This window comes from Kitasatospora sp. NPDC048298, assembly GCF_043201465.1.
In the GTDB taxonomy this organism is placed as follows: domain Bacteria; phylum Actinomycetota; class Actinomycetes; order Streptomycetales; family Streptomycetaceae; genus Kitasatospora.
This window is the reverse complement of sequence record NZ_JBICYZ010000027.1, coordinates 60,320-75,746: the sequence shown is the minus strand read 5'-3', so window position 1 is coordinate 75,746 and position 15,427 is coordinate 60,320. Positions and strand designations below refer to the sequence as shown.

Here is a 15,427-nt window from a genome sequence, read left to right as displayed (position 1 = left end):
GGGCTCAGTCCTGGATCCGCCGCCAGGGCCGGTCCGCCTCCAGCGCGAAGGCCAGTTCCAGCAGCAGCCGCTCCTGCCCGTGCGCCGCCGACAGGTGCACCCCGACCGGCAGCCCGCCGGGCGCGGAGCCGGCCGGCAGCGCGATGCCCGGACCGCCGGTCACGTTGTTGACCGGGGTGAAGGCGACGTAGCGCATCAGCCGGTCCATCAGCTCGTCGAAGTCGACGTTTGGGCTCAGGTGCCCGATCGGCGGGGCGGTGTGGGCGAGCACCGGGGAGAGGATCACGTCGTGGCCGCGGAAGATCCCCGCGTACACGCCCTCGGCCCGGCGCAGCCGCCGCAGCACGCCGGGGGTCCGCGGGAACTCGGCCTGGAACCGGCGGCGCAGCCCGGTGGTCAGTCCGTCCAGCTTCCCGGCCCGGAAGCTCGGGTCGATCAGCAGCCGGCCGGTGGCCGCGATGGCCCAGGCGATGTAGCCCCAGTAGCTGACGAAGTCACGGGAGAACTCCTCGCCGAAGGGCAGTTCGGTCGGCTCGACCAGATGGCCCATCGCCTCCAGCCGGGCGGCCGTCTCCTCGACCACCCGCCTGGTCGGCTCGTCGGTCTTGGCGATCGGCGAGTCCACCACCAGGCCGATCCGCAGCCGCCGTTCGCCCGGCCCCTCGACCAGGCCGAGCGGGGGCAGCGCGGGGTTGGCGCGGTGCCGCTCGGCGGCGGCGAAGAAGGCGGCGGTGTCGCGCACCGAGCGGGTCAGCACGCCGTCGGTGACCAGGTCGATCGGCAGTTTGCCGCTCTGGGCGTTGGTGACCAGCCGGCCCCGGGTGGGCTTGAGCCCGACCAGTCCGCAGCAGGCCGCCGGGATGCGGATCGAGCCGCCGCCGTCGTTGGCGTGCGCGATCGGCACCACACCGGAGGCCACCAGGGCCGCCGAGCCGCCGGAGGAGGCGCCGGCCGAGTGCGAGGGCTTCCAGGGGTTGCGCACCGGCCGGGCGGCGGCGAACTCGGTGGAGGCGTTGAGGCCGAACTCGGGCAGCCTGGTCTTGCCGAGGACGGCGAGGCCGGTGGCGAGGAACTGGTCGGTGAAGCGCGCGTTGCGGCGGGCCGGTCGGGCGCGGTAGGCCGCGCTGCCCATCGCCGTCGGCAGGCCGCGCAGGTCGACGTTGTCCTTGAGGTACGTCGGCACGCCCCACAGCGGGCCGTCGATGCCCTCCCGGCTGATCCGCGGCCTGTCGTACGAGGCGTGGGCGACGGGCAGCAGCGCGCCGTCCACCCGGGCCGCCCGGTCGGCGGCCGCGCGGACCAGCTCCCTCGGGTCGGCCTCGCCGGCCCGCACCAGTGCGGCGAGCGCCACCGCGTCGTGGGCGCCCAGGGCGTCGTCGGCGAACGCGTGGACCCGCTCGTCGGTCATCCGAACTCCCCACTCCTGCCGGGCGTCTCGCCGTCCGGCGATCGCACCGGCTGGTCGTTCCTGCCCGGTTCTACTGACCGGTAATCTCGCAAGGGCTTCGAGTGTAGGCGTGGCCGACAGCTCCCGCCGAGCCGGGGCGCCGTTCCGCGGATGAACGATTCGTCACATCGTCGAGGGCGCACGACCGTTCAACCCACGCCCCCGCGTTCACCCCGTCCGCCGGTCCACGATCGTTTCACCGCACGCCGCCGGGAAAGATCACGTTCACGATTCGTCCCGGTCCTCCCGCCCCAACCAAGGTGACGCCCGTGCCGACCCCCTTCTTCCCGACCACCCGGTTCACCGCGGCCCTGGCCCCCGGCGGCCTCCCCCTGCTCGGCCACGCCCCCGCCCTGCTCCACCGCCCGCACGAGTTCGTGGCCCGGCTGCCCGCCCACGGCGACCTCGTCCGGCTGCGGCTCGGCCCGCTCCGCGCGTACGTGGTCTGCCACCCCGAGCTGGTCCACCGGATGCTCGCCGACGACCACACCTTCGACAAGGGCGGGCCCCTCCTCGCCAAGGCCAGGGAGGTCGTCGGCAACGGCCTCGCCACCTGCCCCGCCGCCGTCCACCGGCGCCAGCGCCGGATGCTGCAGCCCGCCTTCCACCGTGAACGGCTGCCCGGCCACGCCGCCCTGATGGCCGAGGAGATCGCCGGCGCCACCGCCCGCTGGCACGACGGCGACGTGATCGACGTTCCCGCCGCGATGCACCGCCTCAGCACCGCCGTCACCGCCCGCTGCCTGTTCGCCGCGCACGAGCGGGCCGGCTCGCCACCGGTGCACCGGAGCATGGACGTCGTGACCCACGGCCTCGCCCGGCGGCTGCTGCTGCCGCTGCCCGACGCCGACCGCCTCCCCACCCCCGGCAACCGCCGCTTGCGCCGCGCCCGGCAGGACCTCCGGGAGACCACCCGGCGGCTGATCGCCGACCACCGCGCCACCGGCACCGACCGGCACGACCTGCTCTCCACGCTGCTCGCCGCCACCGACGAGGACGGCCTGGGCCTGTCCGACGCCGAGATCCACGAGCAGGTGCTCAGCTTCCTGCTCGCCGGCGTGGAGACCACCGCCGCCACCCTGTCCTGGGCCTGGACGCTGCTCGCCGCCAACCCGGCCGTCCGCGGCCGGCTGCACGCCGAGCTGGACACCGTCCTGGACGGCCGTCCCGCCCGCCACGGGGACCTGCCCGCCCTGCCGCTCACAGCACGTATCGTCAGCGAGACCCTGCGGCTCTACCCGCCGCCGTGGATCCTCAGCCGCACCGCCACCACCGACGCGGAGCTCGGCGGCCACCGCGTCCCGGCCGGCACCACCCTGCTGTTCAGCCCCTACCTGCTGCACCGCCGGGCCGACCTGTTCCCCCGCCCCCACCGCTTCGACCCCGACCGCTGGCTCACCACCGCCAGCCCCGCCCCCGGCACCTACACGCCGTTCGGCCTCGGCGCCCGCCGCTGCATCGGCGACGACTTCGGCACCACCGAGGCCGTCCTCGCCATCGCCACCATCGCCGCCCGCTGGACCATCACCCCCGCCCCCGGCCGGCCGGTCCGCCCCCGGCGCGGCTCCTCCCTCGCGCCCCGGCCCTTCACCGCGCGGCTGACCCGCCGCATCCGCTGACCGGACGCCGACCGGCGTCCGGGAACGGGACTTCGGTACTGTCCCGGCGTGGCCGGCCGTACGGGCGCCGGCCGGAACCAGGCCGCTCGACCGGGACACCACCACGCCATGAACGCTCGAACCCCACGGGGACTCCTGACCGGGGCGCTGCACGCCGTCCGGACGTACCCGCGCCGCTCACCGCTGACCTTCGGCTACGTCGTGCTGCTCCTGCTCGGGCACGTCTGGGTCGAGAGCGTGCTCGCCGCCGACCGGGCGGACGCGCTCCGCGACCACATCAGCACCAACCTCGACAACCTGCACGACCACCCGGTCACCGCCCTGTTCGGCAGTGCGCTGCTCTTCGACGGCACCCTCACCGAGGTCCTCTCCACCGGCTTCGGCAGCACCCTGATCACCCTGGGCCTGGGCGTCTGCTGCTGCCTCGCCTGGACCGAGCGCCGCCACGGCAGCCTGCGCGCCGCCGCCGTCTTCCTCGGCGGGCACATCGGCGCGACCCTGCTCACCGCCGCGGTGATCCTGCTCGCCCTGCGACACGGCTGGTACCCGCAGGACGTGCGGCAGGCCTCGGACTACGGCATCAGCTACGGCGCCCAGACCGTCCTCGCCCTCGCCACCCTCGCCGTACCCCGGTGGGCCCGGCTGCCCTGGGCCGCCTTCGTCCTCGCCTGGCCGCTCGCCGGCGGCGGCGGCGAATGGCCAGGCCCGCTCCCGGAGTTCACCACCGTCGGCCACCTCCTCGCCGCCGCCCTCGGCTTCGCCCTGGCCGCCGCGGTGACACTGACCGCCTCCCGCCGCCGTCGCTCCGGGGCCCCGGGGTCCGCCTGACTCCCGCACGGAAACCGGGCGGGAGCCAGCGGGGCCGGGGTCAGCGAGGCGGCCGTCAGCGGGGCGGGCGGCGGTCGGCGGCGATGGCGGCGAGCAGCCGCTCGATCTCCGCCAGCCGGCGCCGCAGGTCCTCGACGTCGCCGCGGGTGGCGTTCTGCTCGTCCGCCTTGAGATCGACCAGCAGCTGCCCGTCCGGCTCCAGCCGGGCACGGGCCACCTCACCGAGGTCGTCGCCGTTCTGGATCCGGACGGCGTGCTCCAGCTCGGACGGGCGCAGCGCCAGGTCGTGCAGCGCTCCGGGCACCAGCCTGCCGTCCCGGACCACGGTGGTGGCCCTGCCCTCCAGGATGCGGGCGGCCCTCGGGTCGCGGGCGAGCCAGCGGGTGACGCCGGCGTTCACCGCGACCAGGGTGACCGCCCCGATCGCGCCGCCGAACAGGCTGTTGTCGTTGCCGATGATGGCGTTCTGCACCACGTTGGAGAGCAGGAAGACGACCACCATGTCGAAGGTGTTGAGCCCCGCCAGCCCGCGTTTCCCGGCGAGCCGGAACAGCACCAGGATCAACACGTAGACGGCGATCGTGCGGAGGACCTTCTCCACGATCGGAATCTGGACCGCCACCAGGTCGTGCCACACTGCCCCGCTCCTCCCGCCTCGGCTGTTGGGAACGGGGCAGAGGCTACGCCTGGGTCACCGCTTCGGCCTGCCACGCCGGGCCGCCGCGCCGCGCCCGCCGGCCTTGGCACCGCCGGCCTTCGCGCCCTTCGGTCCCCCGGCCCGCTGGCCGCCCGCCTTCTGGGCGCCCGTCTTCTGGCCGCCCGCCTTCTGGGCACCGGACTTCTGCCCGCCGGACTTCTGCTGCTGCGGCTTGCGCGGGGCCGCCGCCTTCCCGGGCCGGTCCTCGGGCGCCGCCTGCCCGGCCCCGCGGCCGCGCGAGCTGTTGACCGTACGGCCGCGGACGATCCCGATGAACTCCTCCACCAGGTCCGTCGTCCGCTCCTGCGGCCAGGACAGCGCCACCTGGGACTGCGGCGCCTCCACCACCGGCCGGTAGGTGAGGTCCCGGCGGTGGTGCAGCCGGGCCAGCGACTGCGGCACCAGGAGCACGCCGACGTTCGCCGCGACCAGCTCGATCGCGTCCTCCGTGCTGTCCGGTCGCGCGATGGCGGGGCGCCCGGGCAGGGTCTCGGCGGTGAAGCCGAGGGAGTCGTCGAGCGGGTGGAAGACCACCTCCTCGGCCAGGTCCGCCAGCGGGACCTCCTCGGCGGCGGCGAGCCAGTGGTCCTTGGGGAAGACCACGACGGTGGTCTCGGTGTAGAGCGGGATGGCGCTCAGCACGTCCTTGTCCACCGGCAGCCGGACCAGCCCGGCATCCGCGCCGCCCTCGCGCAGGGTTCGCTCGGCATCGCCGAACGGGACCGCGAGGAGGTCCAGCGGCACGTCCGGGAGCCGCTCGCTCCAGACCCGGACCCATTTGCCGGGGGTCACGCCCGGGACGTACACGAGCCGGAAGGACGGGTTCACCTGCATGTCTGTCACAGGGCAAGGCTACCGACCGTGACCGGAAGCGCCCGCGCGCTCCCTTACCCTTGTCACCATGACATCGCTCAAGCAGAAGACCAGCCAGACCATGAAGCCGGCCACGGCGGCCAAGAAGCTGGGGATCTACCTCGACGCCGCGCCGACCGACTTCCAGGAGGGCGTGGTCTCCCGCGAGGAGCTGAACGCGCTGCAGGCCGAGCCGCCGCAGTGGCTCCAGGACCTGCGCAAGAACGGCCCGCACCCGCGCCCGGTGGTCGCCGCCAAGCTCGGCATCTCGATCTCCGGCCTGGCCCGCGGCGGCGTGACGGAGGCGCTGACCACCGAGCAGATCGAGGCCGTCAAGGCCGAGAACCCGCTCTGGCTCCAGCACGAGCGCGCCAACCAGGTGGACGTCCGCAAGGAGACCGCCCGGATCAAGGAGAAGCACGAGAAGGAGGCCGCCGCCCAGGCCGCCAAGGAGGGCAACGCCGCCCAGGCGCGCTGACCCGTCTCCCCTCGGTGCGGCCGTGGCGGAAGGGGTGGAACTCCCCTCCCGCCGCGGCGTATTGACCGGGCCGTCGATCGCTCCGAATAATCGGCGGGATCGGGCGCGGCGGTACGCCGCACCGCGGCAACCGCACCGGGGGAGCGACCAGTGATCGAGCAGCCTCAGGACACAGGGCGGACTCAGGACGCCGAACAGCACCAGCACGCAGGGCAGCCTCGGGACACCGGGCAGCCTCGGCACGCGGGGCACGCGGGGCTCGCCGCGCTCGCGGACGAGTTCTTCGCTGCCGAGAACACCCACAACCCGTTCGACGCGACCCTCAGCGGGGTCGAGGGCTACGCCCACCTGGTGCCCGACCCGTCCCGCGAGGCCGCGCACCGCCACCGCGGGACGCTGCGCGGCTTCGCCGACCGGCTGGCCGCGATCCCGCCGGACACGCTGGCCGGCGAGGACCGGATCACCCACCGGGTGCTCGCCCGGCTGATCGACAACGGCATCGGCCAGATCACCCACGGGCTGGCCGACTTCAGCGTCTCGGCGACCATCGTCGCCCCGCAGAACGAGGCCTTCTCCGCGCTCGCCATGACCTCGGTCGAGCAGGAGGGCGCCGAAGCCTACCTGGAGCGCCTCGCCGCCCTGCCCGGCTTCTTCGACGCCACGCTGCGCCGCACCCTGGACGCCGCCGCCGAGGGCCGCCGCCCGCCGCGCAGCGGGGTCGACGCCGCCGTCGCCCAGCTGGAGGCCCACCTGGCCACCGCCCCGGCCGAGGACCAGCTGCTGCGGCCGCTGGCCGGCCGCCGGGAGTCCGAGCGGGCCCTGGCCGTCGTGCGCGACGCCGTCCGCCCGGCGGTGGCCCGCTACCGGGCCGGGCTGGCCCAGCAGCTGGTACCGGTCGCCCGGCCGGACGACAAGCCCGGGGTCTGCCACGTGCCGGGCGGCGCCGAGGGCTACGCGGACGCCGTCGCCCGCTTCACCCGGCCGGGGCTCACCCCGCAGGAGGTGCACCGGATCGGCCTGGAGGCCGTGGCGGCGCTGCGCGAGGAGTTCGCCGAGCTGGGCGGCAAGGTCCTGGGCATCACCGAGCCCGCGGCCGTGCTGACCGCGCTGCGCGAGGACCGCTCGCTGCGCTTCGGCAGCGCGGCCGAGATCGTCGCCCTGGTGGACGGGGCGCTGGAGCGGGCCCGCCTCGCCTGCGCCGACTGGTTCCGCCCGTACCCGATCGCCGACTGCGTGACCAGGGAGATCGACCCGATCGAGGCGGAGAACGCGCCTCTGGCCTACTACCAGCCGCCGGGCCCGGGCGGGCTGCCCGGAACCCACTGGATCAACACGCTGCGCCCGGAGAGCCGGTTCAGCTACGAGTACGAGGCGCTCGCCTTCCACGAGAGCGTGCCCGGCCACCACCTCCAGCTCGCCGTCGCCCGGACCCTGCACCACCTGCCGCTGTTCCGACGGAACCCGAGCGGCCAGCTGACCGCCCACGTCGAGGGCTGGGGCCTGTACACCGAGCGGCTCGCGGACGAGATGGGGCTGTACAGCTCGGAGCTGTCCCGGTTCGGCATGCTCTCGATGGACGCGCTGCGGGCGGTCCGGCTGGTGGTGGACACCGGGATGCACCACTACGGCTGGTCCCGGGAGCGGGCGATGGCCTACCTGCGGGCCAACACCGCGACCCCCGCGGCCAACGTCCGCAACGAGATCGACCGCTACATCGCCTGGCCGGGCCAGGCCACCGCCTATCTGATCGGCCGCCGGGAGATCGTACGGCACCGCGAACGGGCCGAGGCCGCGCTCGGCGCCCGGTTCGACGTCCGGGAGTTCCACCATCAGCTGATCGGGCACGGCAGCCTGCCGCTGGGGGTGCTGGAGGAGCTGGTGACGGACTGGATCGCGGCGCAGTAGGCCGTACGTCCCGCCGCCCTGCCACCGCTGCGCGTCCGCCTCGGTGCCGTCCGCCGGACGGCACCGGGGGCTCCACGCCCGCCCCGGTGCCGTCCGGTCGTCGTCAGAACCGGACGGTCCGCAGGACCGAGCCACCGCCCTGGAGCCCGGCCAGGTAGAGGGTGTGCCCGTCCGCCCCGAGCTGGACCTGGACGACGGAGTCCAGGCCGAAGCCGGTGACGGTCTCGCCGGGGACGGCCGCGCCGGTCGCGGGGTCGTACGAGAGCAGCGCGGCCTGCGCGGTCTTCGCGCCGGTGAACACGCGGAGCCGGCGCGAGTCGGGGCTCGCCCCGAGCAGCTGGGGGCCGTTGTCGAAGGGCCCCAGGGAGAAGCCGGACCGGAAGGTGTTCGTCGCCGGGTCGAGGGTGTCGAGGGAGACGGTGCCCCATTCGCGGTAGCCGCTCGCGTAGACGGTGCGCCCGTCGGGGGCGGGCACGACCGCCTCGGCGGAGCCGAAGCCCGCCACCCGGTCGATGACCTGCGGGACGGCGCCCTCGACGTCCAGGTGGTACAGGTTGTCCGCGGTGCCGACCCAGGCGTCGGTGGCGTCGGGCCCGAGCACCACCTGGTTCACGGTGAAGCCGGTGAGCGTCACGCTGCCGGGGAAGGTCCGGGTGGCGGGGTCGTAGGCGAGGACGCGGCCGGCCCGACTGCCCATGCGCACGCCGTAGGGGCCGTACTGGGACAGCCAGAGCCGGGTGCCGTCCGGGCTGACGGTCACCTCGTTCAGCCCGCCCTTGGTCATCGCTCCGGGGCGGGGCTGGTCGGGCGTGGCGACCCGGGCGAGCAGCCCGCCGGTGACGGCGTCGAAGGTCAGCAGGTCCCAGTTGACGGTCACGTAGACCCGGCTGCCGTCCGGGCTGACGGTCGGACGGCCGACCATGTCGAAGGAGGAGACGGTGAGCAGGTCGGTGCTCACCCCGGTCCGGAGGTCGAGACTGCGGACCACGCGGGCCCCGTGTCCCGGGTCGATGTCGTAACTGGCCACCACGAACGCGCGGCTGGCGTCCGGGCTGACGGTGAACGACTCGCCCTTCGCTCCCAACGCCACGGTGTCCGAGGCCACGGTGTCCGAGGCGACGCCCTGCCGGACCGTCACCGCCGGGCCGGCCGGCGCGGCCGCCACCGCCTCCGTCCCGGTCACCAGCAGCGCCCCCGCCGCCACCACCGCGCCAAGCCAACGCGCTTTCCGCACAAGCCCGTTCATGCTTCCCCTCCCGCCGGTCGGATCGCGGCTTCGCCGCGTCCGCGTCAGGCTACGACACGTTCGCGGGGCCCGCGTAGCGGTTCGGCCGGAGTCGGTCCCACTCCGGCCGAACACAGCCCCTTCACGACACCGCCAGAACCGGAATCGGCCACGGCGTCGGCGTCATGCGTCATGCGTCATGCGTCATGCGTCGGCGTGGGCCTCGGCGTCAGCCGGATTCGCCGCCGTCGCGGAAACGGTTCCGCGCGCCCGACGAAGGCTTCCCGCGCCCGAACGCGGCGTCACCCCAACGGCCCTGCCGACACGGTAGGGTCCGCTGGCACGGCCACCGGCACGCCCGGCGACCGCCGCCCGCGCCCACCCCGTTGGAGGAACCCGTGCCGGCTCCCGCCTGCCGCGCCCTGGCCATGGCCGCCGCCGTCCTGTTCGCCGCCGCGGTCGCGGGCTGCTCGCCCGGCGGCGGCCACACCGCCGGGAGCGTCAGGTCCGGCTCCGCGGCGGCCGCCCCGCCCGCCGCCTCGATCGTCACCGGCCCCGGCCCGAAGGACAGGTACGAGGTCCAGCCGCAGCCCGCGCCGGGCAGCTGCCACTACCGCCACACCGCGGACCAGCAGCCGCTGCCGGACCCCGCCTGCACCCCGGGCGCGATCAGCCCGGCGGTCAGCCAGGCCAACCTCAAGGACACGATCTGCAAGCCGGGCGGCTACACCTCGACCATCCGCCCGCCGGCGAACATCACCGGCAAGGAGAAGGCCGAGAATGCCAAGTCCTACGCCTACACGGGACCGCTGGCCGACGCCGAGTACGACCACCTGATCAGCCTCCAGCTCGGCGGCGACCCCAACGACCCGCGCAACCTGTGGGTCGAGCCGCCCTCCCCCGGCCACGTCCCCGGCAAGGGCCCGAACAACCCCAAGGACACGGTGGAGACCCACCTGCACACCGCGATCTGCAAGGGCCAGATCACCCTGGCCGCCGCCCAGCAGGCGATCGCCACCGACTGGACGACCGCCGAGGGCAGGCTCGCCGTCGGCACCGGCTCCGCCCCGACCCCCGCGCCCGACGCCGACGGGGACTGACGGGCCGCCCCGGCTCAACTGCTGGGCACAGCATCGCCGTTGCGACCACTCGGGTGACGGGACAGGTGAGCGCCGGCCCACCGCCGTGACACCCGCCCCACCGGTAACCTGACCGAACGCGTGAACGAGCGACATCAGAGGGCGGGCGCAGTGGCGAGGACGGGCGTCAAGGGGCTGGGCAGAGAGACGACGGATCTCAGGGCCGGAGCGGTGTTCGCCGTGCTGTCGGTGGTGCTCGACGGCTTCCTGCTGTCCAGGATCTGGCGCTGGGCCGGGGAACAGACACCCGGGGAGCACCACTCGGCGGTGCTGCAGACCTGGGGGCTCCTCGCGGGCATCGCGTTCACGGTGCTGCTCGGCGTGGCCGTCGCCGGTCAGCGGTCGACCCCGCAGCGCCGCTGGCGCTGCGCGATGCTCGGCCTCCTCCTCGGCCATCTGGCCCTGGCGGCCTTCCTGGCCCTCGTGGTCGCCCTGCTCCTGGGCGGCGCCATCGGCGGCATTCCCTAGCAAGTGATACCGGACCGCCCAGGCCCGTCGACCACCCGGCCGCCGCCCGCCGCCCGGCCACCGAGGGGTCCGGGAGACGGGCGGCGAAGGCGGGGCCCGGCCGGTCAGGCCACCGGCGGGACGACCGGCAGGTTGCGCTTGTGCTCGGTGCGGCGGTAGTGGCCGAGGACGGTCCGGAAGACCTCCTCGCTGACCGGCAGGCCCTCCAGGAAGTCGTCCAGGGCGTCGTAGCTGACACCGAGGGCGTCCTCGTCGGGGCGGCCGGGGGCGAGGTTCTCCAGGTCGGCGGTCGGGACCTTCTTGACCAGCTCGGCCGGCGCGCCCAGTGCCTCGGCGATCGCCCGCACCTGGCGCTTGGTCAGGCCGGACAGCGGCATCACGTCGGCCGCGCCGTCGCCGAACTTGGTGAAGAAGCCGACGGCGGCCTCGGCGGCGTGGTCGGTGCCGACCACCAGCCCGCCCTTGGCGCCGGCCGCCGCGTACTGGACCACCATCCGCTGGCGGGCCTTGACGTTGCCGCCGACGAAGTCCTCGTGGCCGTGGTCGGTGTAGGTCAGTCCGGCGGCCTTGAGGGCGGCCAGCGCGCCGTCGGTGGCGGGCTTGACGTCGACGGTCAGCACCTCGTCGGCGCGGATGAAGCCGAGCGCGAGCTGGGCGTCCGCCTCGTCCGCCTGGACCCCGTACGGCAGTCGCATCGCGGTGAAGGTCACCTGGCGCCCCTCGGCCCGCAGCCGCTCGACGGCGAGCTGGCAGAGCCGCCCGGCGGTGGTGGAGTCGACACCGCCGCTGATCCCCAGCACCAGGCTGCGCGCGCCGGTGGTCCGCACCTGGTCGGCCAGGAACTCCACCCGCCGCTCGGCCTCCTCCGCGGGGTCCGGCACGGGCACGACCCCGAGGGCACGGGCGATCTCCCGCTGGACGTCGGCAGGCAGGGGCTCGGTCATTCCGACTCCTCGGGACGGTGGGTACGTGACGCGCTCACGAGGATACGACCCCCGGCGGCACGGCCGTCACGGGCGGGGGGTCTCCCCCGGCTCCGCCCGCCCCTCGGGTCCGTCGGGCTTGCGCAGCGAGACCGGCTGCTCCGGGCCCGGTCCCGGGTGCGCCAGGATGTCCAGCACCACCCGGCCGTCCACCGTCTCCTTGGCGACCAGCAGCGCCGCCAGCTCGTCCAGGTGGTGCCGGTGCTCGGTGAGCAGGTCGAGGGCCCGCCGCTCGGCCCGGCGCAGCAGGCCGGCCACCGCCTCGTCCACGGCGCGCTGGGTCTGCTCGGAGTACGGGCGACGCAGCAGGTCCTCGGGGTTGTCGCCGAGGTAGTGCGGGGTGCCGCTGGAGTAGCCGACCGGGCCGAGCTCCGGGGAGAGGCCGAACTCGCGGACCATCCGGGTGGCGACCGAGGTGGCGTTGGCGAGGTCGTTGGCGGCGCCCGTGGAGCCCTCGCCGAAGACCACCAGCTCCGCCGCCCGGCCGCCGAGCTGGACGGTGAGCAGGTCGGTCAGGTAGCCCTCGCTGTACAGGTGCCGTTCGGCCTCGGGTAGCTGCTCGGTGGCGCCGAGGGCGACGCCGGCCGGGAGGATCGTCACCTTGGCGACCGGGTCGGCGCGCTCGCACAGCGCGGCCATCAGCGCGTGCCCGGACTCGTGCACCGCCACGGCGTGCCGTTCCTCGGGCAGCAGCGCGTTGGAGGACTCCCGGCGGCCGAGCAGCACCCGGTCTCGGGCCGCGTCGAGGTCGTCGGCGGTGAGGACGGACCGGTCGGCGCGCACGGCGTTGATGGCGGCCTCGTTGACCAGGTTGGCGAGGTCGGCGCCGGAGAAGCCGGGGGTGCCGCGGGCGAGCCGCCCGAGGTCGACGTCCGGGTCCAGGTTCTTGCCCCGGGCGTGCACGGCGAGGATGGCGGCCCGTTCGGCCTGGTTGGGCAGCGGGACGGTGACCTGCCGGTCGAAGCGGCCGGGGCGCAGCAGGGCCGGGTCGAGGGCGTCCGGGCGGTTGGTGGCGGCGATGACGACGATGCCGGTGCTCTGGTCGAAGCCGTCCATCTCGGCGAGCAGCTGGTTCAGGGTCTGCTCGCGCTCGTCGTTGCCGCCGAGCCGGGTGCCGCCCGCGCGGCGGCCGCCGACGGCGTCGATCTCGTCGATGAAGATGATCGACGGCGCGCGTTTGCGGGCGTCGTCGAAGAGGTCGCGGACCCGGGAGGCGCCGACGCCGACGAACATCTCCACGAAGCCGGAGCCGGTGACCGAGAGGAAGGGCACCGAGGCCTCCCCGGCGACGGCGCGGGCGAGCAGGGTCTTGCCGGTGCCGGGCGGCCCGACCATGATCACCCCGCGTGGCCCCTTGGCCCCGGCGGCGGCGTACCGCTCCGGGCTGCGCAGGAAGTCGACCACCTCGCTGACCTCCTGCTTCACCCCCTCGTAGCCGGCCACGTCGGCGAACCCGGTGTTCGGCCGCTCGGCCTCGATGATCTTCGCCCGGGACCGTCCGATGGCGCTCAGGCCGCCGCCCAGCGAGCGGGCGGCCATCCGGCCGGACCAGAGGAACAGCGCGCCGAAGACCAGCAGCGGCAGGAACAGCAGCAGAGTGGACCAGATCGAGCCGCCACTGCTGGTCCGGCTGCCGGTGACGGTCACCTGGTGGTCGGTGAGCGCGCTGCTGAGCTGGGAGGTGTCCAGGGCGGTGGGGATCTGGCTGGTGAAGTGGGTGCCGTCCTTGAGCGTGCCGCTCACCCCGCCGGTGTCGCTGACGTCCACGGTCTGCACCTGGCCGGCGTTGACCCGGCTCACGAAGTCGCTGTAGCCGTAGCGGGTGCCGGGCTTGCCGGGGTTGGAGAAGAGCACCAGCAGGAGCAGCGTCACCAGCACGGCTACGGGCAGCAGCCAGCGGCGCCACGAGGGCGGCGGGGGCTTGCCGGGGCCCCCTGGGCCGCCCGGGCCGCCGGGCCCCGGGCCCTGGTTCCGCCCCTGGCCCGGGCCCTGGCCGCGCGGCTGGTCCCAGCCCGGCCTCTGGCCCGGACCGGTGCCGGGGCCGGCGCCCGAGTCGGTGCCCGGGCCGGAATCGGGCCCCGGTGGAGTCGTGGGGTGACGGGCAGCGCGCAGCCGGATTCGTACGATCATCCACGCTCACCGCCTCTCGGGGCCGAACTCTCGGGAGGCCGAACAGCCTCCGCCCCTCCATGGTCGGACGGTCCGCGCCCGGACGGGAGACCGAACGGGGTGGTAACGGTCCACCCGGGGGAGAACGGCGCGTGCGGCACCCCGGGCCGACAGCCGCAGAGCGCGGGCGTCCGCCGGGCTCCGGCCCCCGGCCGCTCCGCCGGCCACGGTGTCGGCCACGCTCACGGCACATCCGGGCACGGGGAGTTGGCGATCGAGCGGCCTGCCAGGGCTGTTCGTGACCTAGAGTAGCCGCATGGTCGACGAGGAACTGCCCGCCATACGCACGACGCCCGAGGCCGCCATGGAACCCCGGGCCGGGGACAGCGACCGGGAGGCGGTGGCCGAGCAGCTGCGGGTCGCCGCCGGCGAAGGCCGCATCGACCTCGCGGAGTTGGAGGAGCGACTCGACCTGACCTACGCCGCGCGGACCTACCGCCAACTCGACGTCCTGGTGGCGGACCTCGGCGGGCGGGTCGGGCCCGGAGCGGAGTCCGCGGAGGAGGCCCTCGTGCTCCGGCCCCGGATGAACAACATGGTGCAGGCCGGCCGGTGGTCGGTGCCCCGCCGGATCGTCGCGGAGACCAGGATGTCGCTGCTCACGATCGACTTCACCGAAGCCGTCTGCCCCCACCGGGAGGTCACGGTGGAGGCGTCGACCGGCATGGGCCACGTGCGGCTGATCGTCCCGCGCGGCTGGGGCGTACGGATCGATCCGTCGAGCACCAACACCGGGAACATCGTCAACAAGGCCGCCGAGTCGGCGGAGCCCGGCGCCCCGACGCTGGTCCTGATCGGCCACCCACGGTCGGGGCCGATCAGGATCAAGCAGCGCCGCCGGGACTGACGGGCGCGGGCGCTCTGGCCTGGCCTGGCCTGGCCTCTGGCCGCGTCGGGCCTGCTCGGGTCAGGAGAAGTCGAGGCCGCCCGTCCGGGTCCGCTTGAGTTCGAAGAACTTCGGGTAGCCGGCCAGCAGCCGCACGCCCTCGAAGACCCGTACGGCGTCCTCGCCGCGCGGGATGGCGCTCAGCACCGGGCCGAAGAAGGCCACGCCGTCCACGTGGATGGTCGGCGTGCCGACCTCCTCGCCGACCGGGTCCATGCCCTCGTGGTGGCTCTTGCGCAGGGCCTCGTCGTGATCGGTGCTGTTCGCCGCCTCGGCCAGCTCCTCCGGCAGGCCCGCCGCCGCCAGCGCCTCCCGGATGACGGTGTCGTCGGCGGGCCGGTCCTGGTCGTGCAGCCGGGTGCCGAGCTCGGTGTACAACTCGCGCAGCACCTGCGGGCCGTACTGCTCGGCGGCGGCTATGCAGACGCGTACGGGGCCCCAGCCCGTGGTCATCAGGCGCTGGTAGCGCTCGGGCAGGTCGGTGCGGCCCTCGTTGAGGACGGACAGGCTCATCACCCGGAAGTTCAGGTCGAGTTCACGCTGCCGCTCGACCTCCAGGATCCACCGCGAGGTGATCCAGGCGAACGGGCAGACGGGGTCGAAGTAGAAGTCGACCTTGACGGTGTCGCTGTCGGGCCTGTGGCCGTTGTCGAGGGGCTGGATGGCGTGGTGGGCGGGGTGCTGGTCGAGCACGCTGTTCGTCACATCGTTCGTCACGTCGTTCGTCACGT

The 15,427-nt window shown here is 74.6% G+C and carries 14 protein-coding genes; 7 read left to right on the top strand and 7 right to left on the bottom strand.

Translation table 11 applies throughout. From position 1 onward, the window contains the following. Nucleotides 1-4: 4 nt before the first annotated feature. Nucleotides 5-1,408 (bottom strand): amidase, encoded by a 1,404-nt coding sequence (locus ACGF0D_RS20940; RefSeq protein ID WP_392918279.1) that lies wholly within the window; start codon nucleotides 1,406-1,408, stop codon nucleotides 5-7. 308 nt (nucleotides 1,409-1,716) lie between these two features. Between ACGF0D_RS20940 and ACGF0D_RS20935 the strand changes: the two genes are divergently transcribed. After that, on the top strand, nucleotides 1,717-3,066 hold the full coding sequence (locus tag ACGF0D_RS20935; RefSeq protein ID WP_392918277.1) for a cytochrome P450: 1,350 nt from the start codon (nucleotides 1,717-1,719) through the stop codon (nucleotides 3,064-3,066). 108 nt (nucleotides 3,067-3,174) lie between these two features. Then, complete coding sequence (locus ACGF0D_RS20930; protein ID WP_392918276.1) at nucleotides 3,175-3,894, top strand: rhomboid-like protein; 720 nt, start codon at nucleotides 3,175-3,177, stop codon at nucleotides 3,892-3,894. 55 nt (nucleotides 3,895-3,949) lie between these two features. Here ACGF0D_RS20930 and ACGF0D_RS20925 read toward each other — a convergent pair whose 3' ends face one another. Next, nucleotides 3,950-4,531 carry a DUF421 domain-containing protein gene (locus ACGF0D_RS20925; protein ID WP_392918273.1) on the bottom strand — a complete coding sequence of 194 codons (582 nt, stop codon included), beginning with the start codon at nucleotides 4,529-4,531 and terminating at the stop codon, nucleotides 3,950-3,952. Nucleotides 4,532-4,585: 54 nt separating this feature from the next. Beyond that, nucleotides 4,586-5,425 carry a LysR family substrate-binding domain-containing protein gene (locus tag ACGF0D_RS20920; RefSeq protein ID WP_392918348.1) on the bottom strand — a complete coding sequence of 280 codons (840 nt, stop codon included), beginning with the start codon at nucleotides 5,423-5,425 and terminating at the stop codon, nucleotides 4,586-4,588. Between the two features lie 67 nt (nucleotides 5,426-5,492). Between ACGF0D_RS20920 and ACGF0D_RS20915 the strand changes: the two genes are divergently transcribed. Together ACGF0D_RS20915 and ACGF0D_RS20910 are read left to right on the top strand one after the other, a co-directional pair. After that, nucleotides 5,493-5,921, top strand: a complete 429-nt coding sequence (locus tag ACGF0D_RS20915) for a DUF5997 family protein (protein WP_392918270.1) — start codon at nucleotides 5,493-5,495, stop codon at nucleotides 5,919-5,921. 150 nt (nucleotides 5,922-6,071) lie between these two features. Next, a complete protein-coding gene (locus ACGF0D_RS20910; RefSeq protein ID WP_392876072.1) occupies nucleotides 6,072-7,826 on the top strand; it encodes a DUF885 domain-containing protein in 1,755 nt (584 codons plus the stop codon). 103 nt (nucleotides 7,827-7,929) lie between these two features. On the opposite strand, the gene ACGF0D_RS20905 is transcribed toward ACGF0D_RS20910, so the two are convergent. Beyond that, entirely contained in the window at nucleotides 7,930-9,072 is a 1,143-nt protein-coding gene (locus ACGF0D_RS20905) for a YncE family protein (protein ID WP_392918267.1), read from the bottom strand. Nucleotides 9,073-9,479: 407 nt separating this feature from the next. Between ACGF0D_RS20905 and ACGF0D_RS20900 the strand changes: the two genes are divergently transcribed. After that, nucleotides 9,480-10,151, top strand: coding sequence for a hypothetical protein (locus ACGF0D_RS20900; RefSeq protein WP_392918346.1), 672 nt, complete (start codon nucleotides 9,480-9,482; stop codon nucleotides 10,149-10,151). 120 nt (nucleotides 10,152-10,271) lie between these two features. Then, nucleotides 10,272-10,658 (top strand): hypothetical protein, encoded by a 387-nt coding sequence (locus ACGF0D_RS20895; protein WP_392918264.1) that lies wholly within the window; start codon nucleotides 10,272-10,274, stop codon nucleotides 10,656-10,658. Nucleotides 10,659-10,762: 104 nt separating this feature from the next. On the opposite strand, the gene nadE is transcribed toward ACGF0D_RS20895, so the two are convergent. Together nadE and ftsH are read right to left on the bottom strand one after the other, a co-directional pair. After that, nucleotides 10,763-11,602 carry an ammonia-dependent NAD(+) synthetase gene (nadE, locus tag ACGF0D_RS20890; protein WP_392876080.1) on the bottom strand — a complete coding sequence of 280 codons (840 nt, stop codon included), beginning with the start codon at nucleotides 11,600-11,602 and terminating at the stop codon, nucleotides 10,763-10,765. A 66-nt stretch (nucleotides 11,603-11,668) separates the two neighbouring features. Further along, nucleotides 11,669-13,771, bottom strand: a complete 2,103-nt coding sequence (gene ftsH, locus ACGF0D_RS20885) for an ATP-dependent zinc metalloprotease FtsH (RefSeq protein ID WP_392918261.1) — start codon at nucleotides 13,769-13,771, stop codon at nucleotides 11,669-11,671. Nucleotides 13,772-14,066: 295 nt separating this feature from the next. On the opposite strand from ftsH, the gene ACGF0D_RS20880 reads away from it, so the two are divergent. After that, nucleotides 14,067-14,657 carry a DUF1707 domain-containing protein gene (locus ACGF0D_RS20880; RefSeq protein ID WP_392876086.1) on the top strand — a complete coding sequence of 197 codons (591 nt, stop codon included), beginning with the start codon at nucleotides 14,067-14,069 and terminating at the stop codon, nucleotides 14,655-14,657. Nucleotides 14,658-14,717: 60 nt separating this feature from the next. Here ACGF0D_RS20880 and ACGF0D_RS20875 read toward each other — a convergent pair whose 3' ends face one another. Beyond that, nucleotides 14,718-15,359 (bottom strand): DsbA family protein, encoded by a 642-nt coding sequence (locus ACGF0D_RS20875; RefSeq protein ID WP_392876826.1) that lies wholly within the window; start codon nucleotides 15,357-15,359, stop codon nucleotides 14,718-14,720. Between the last annotated feature and the right edge of the window lie 68 nt (nucleotides 15,360-15,427).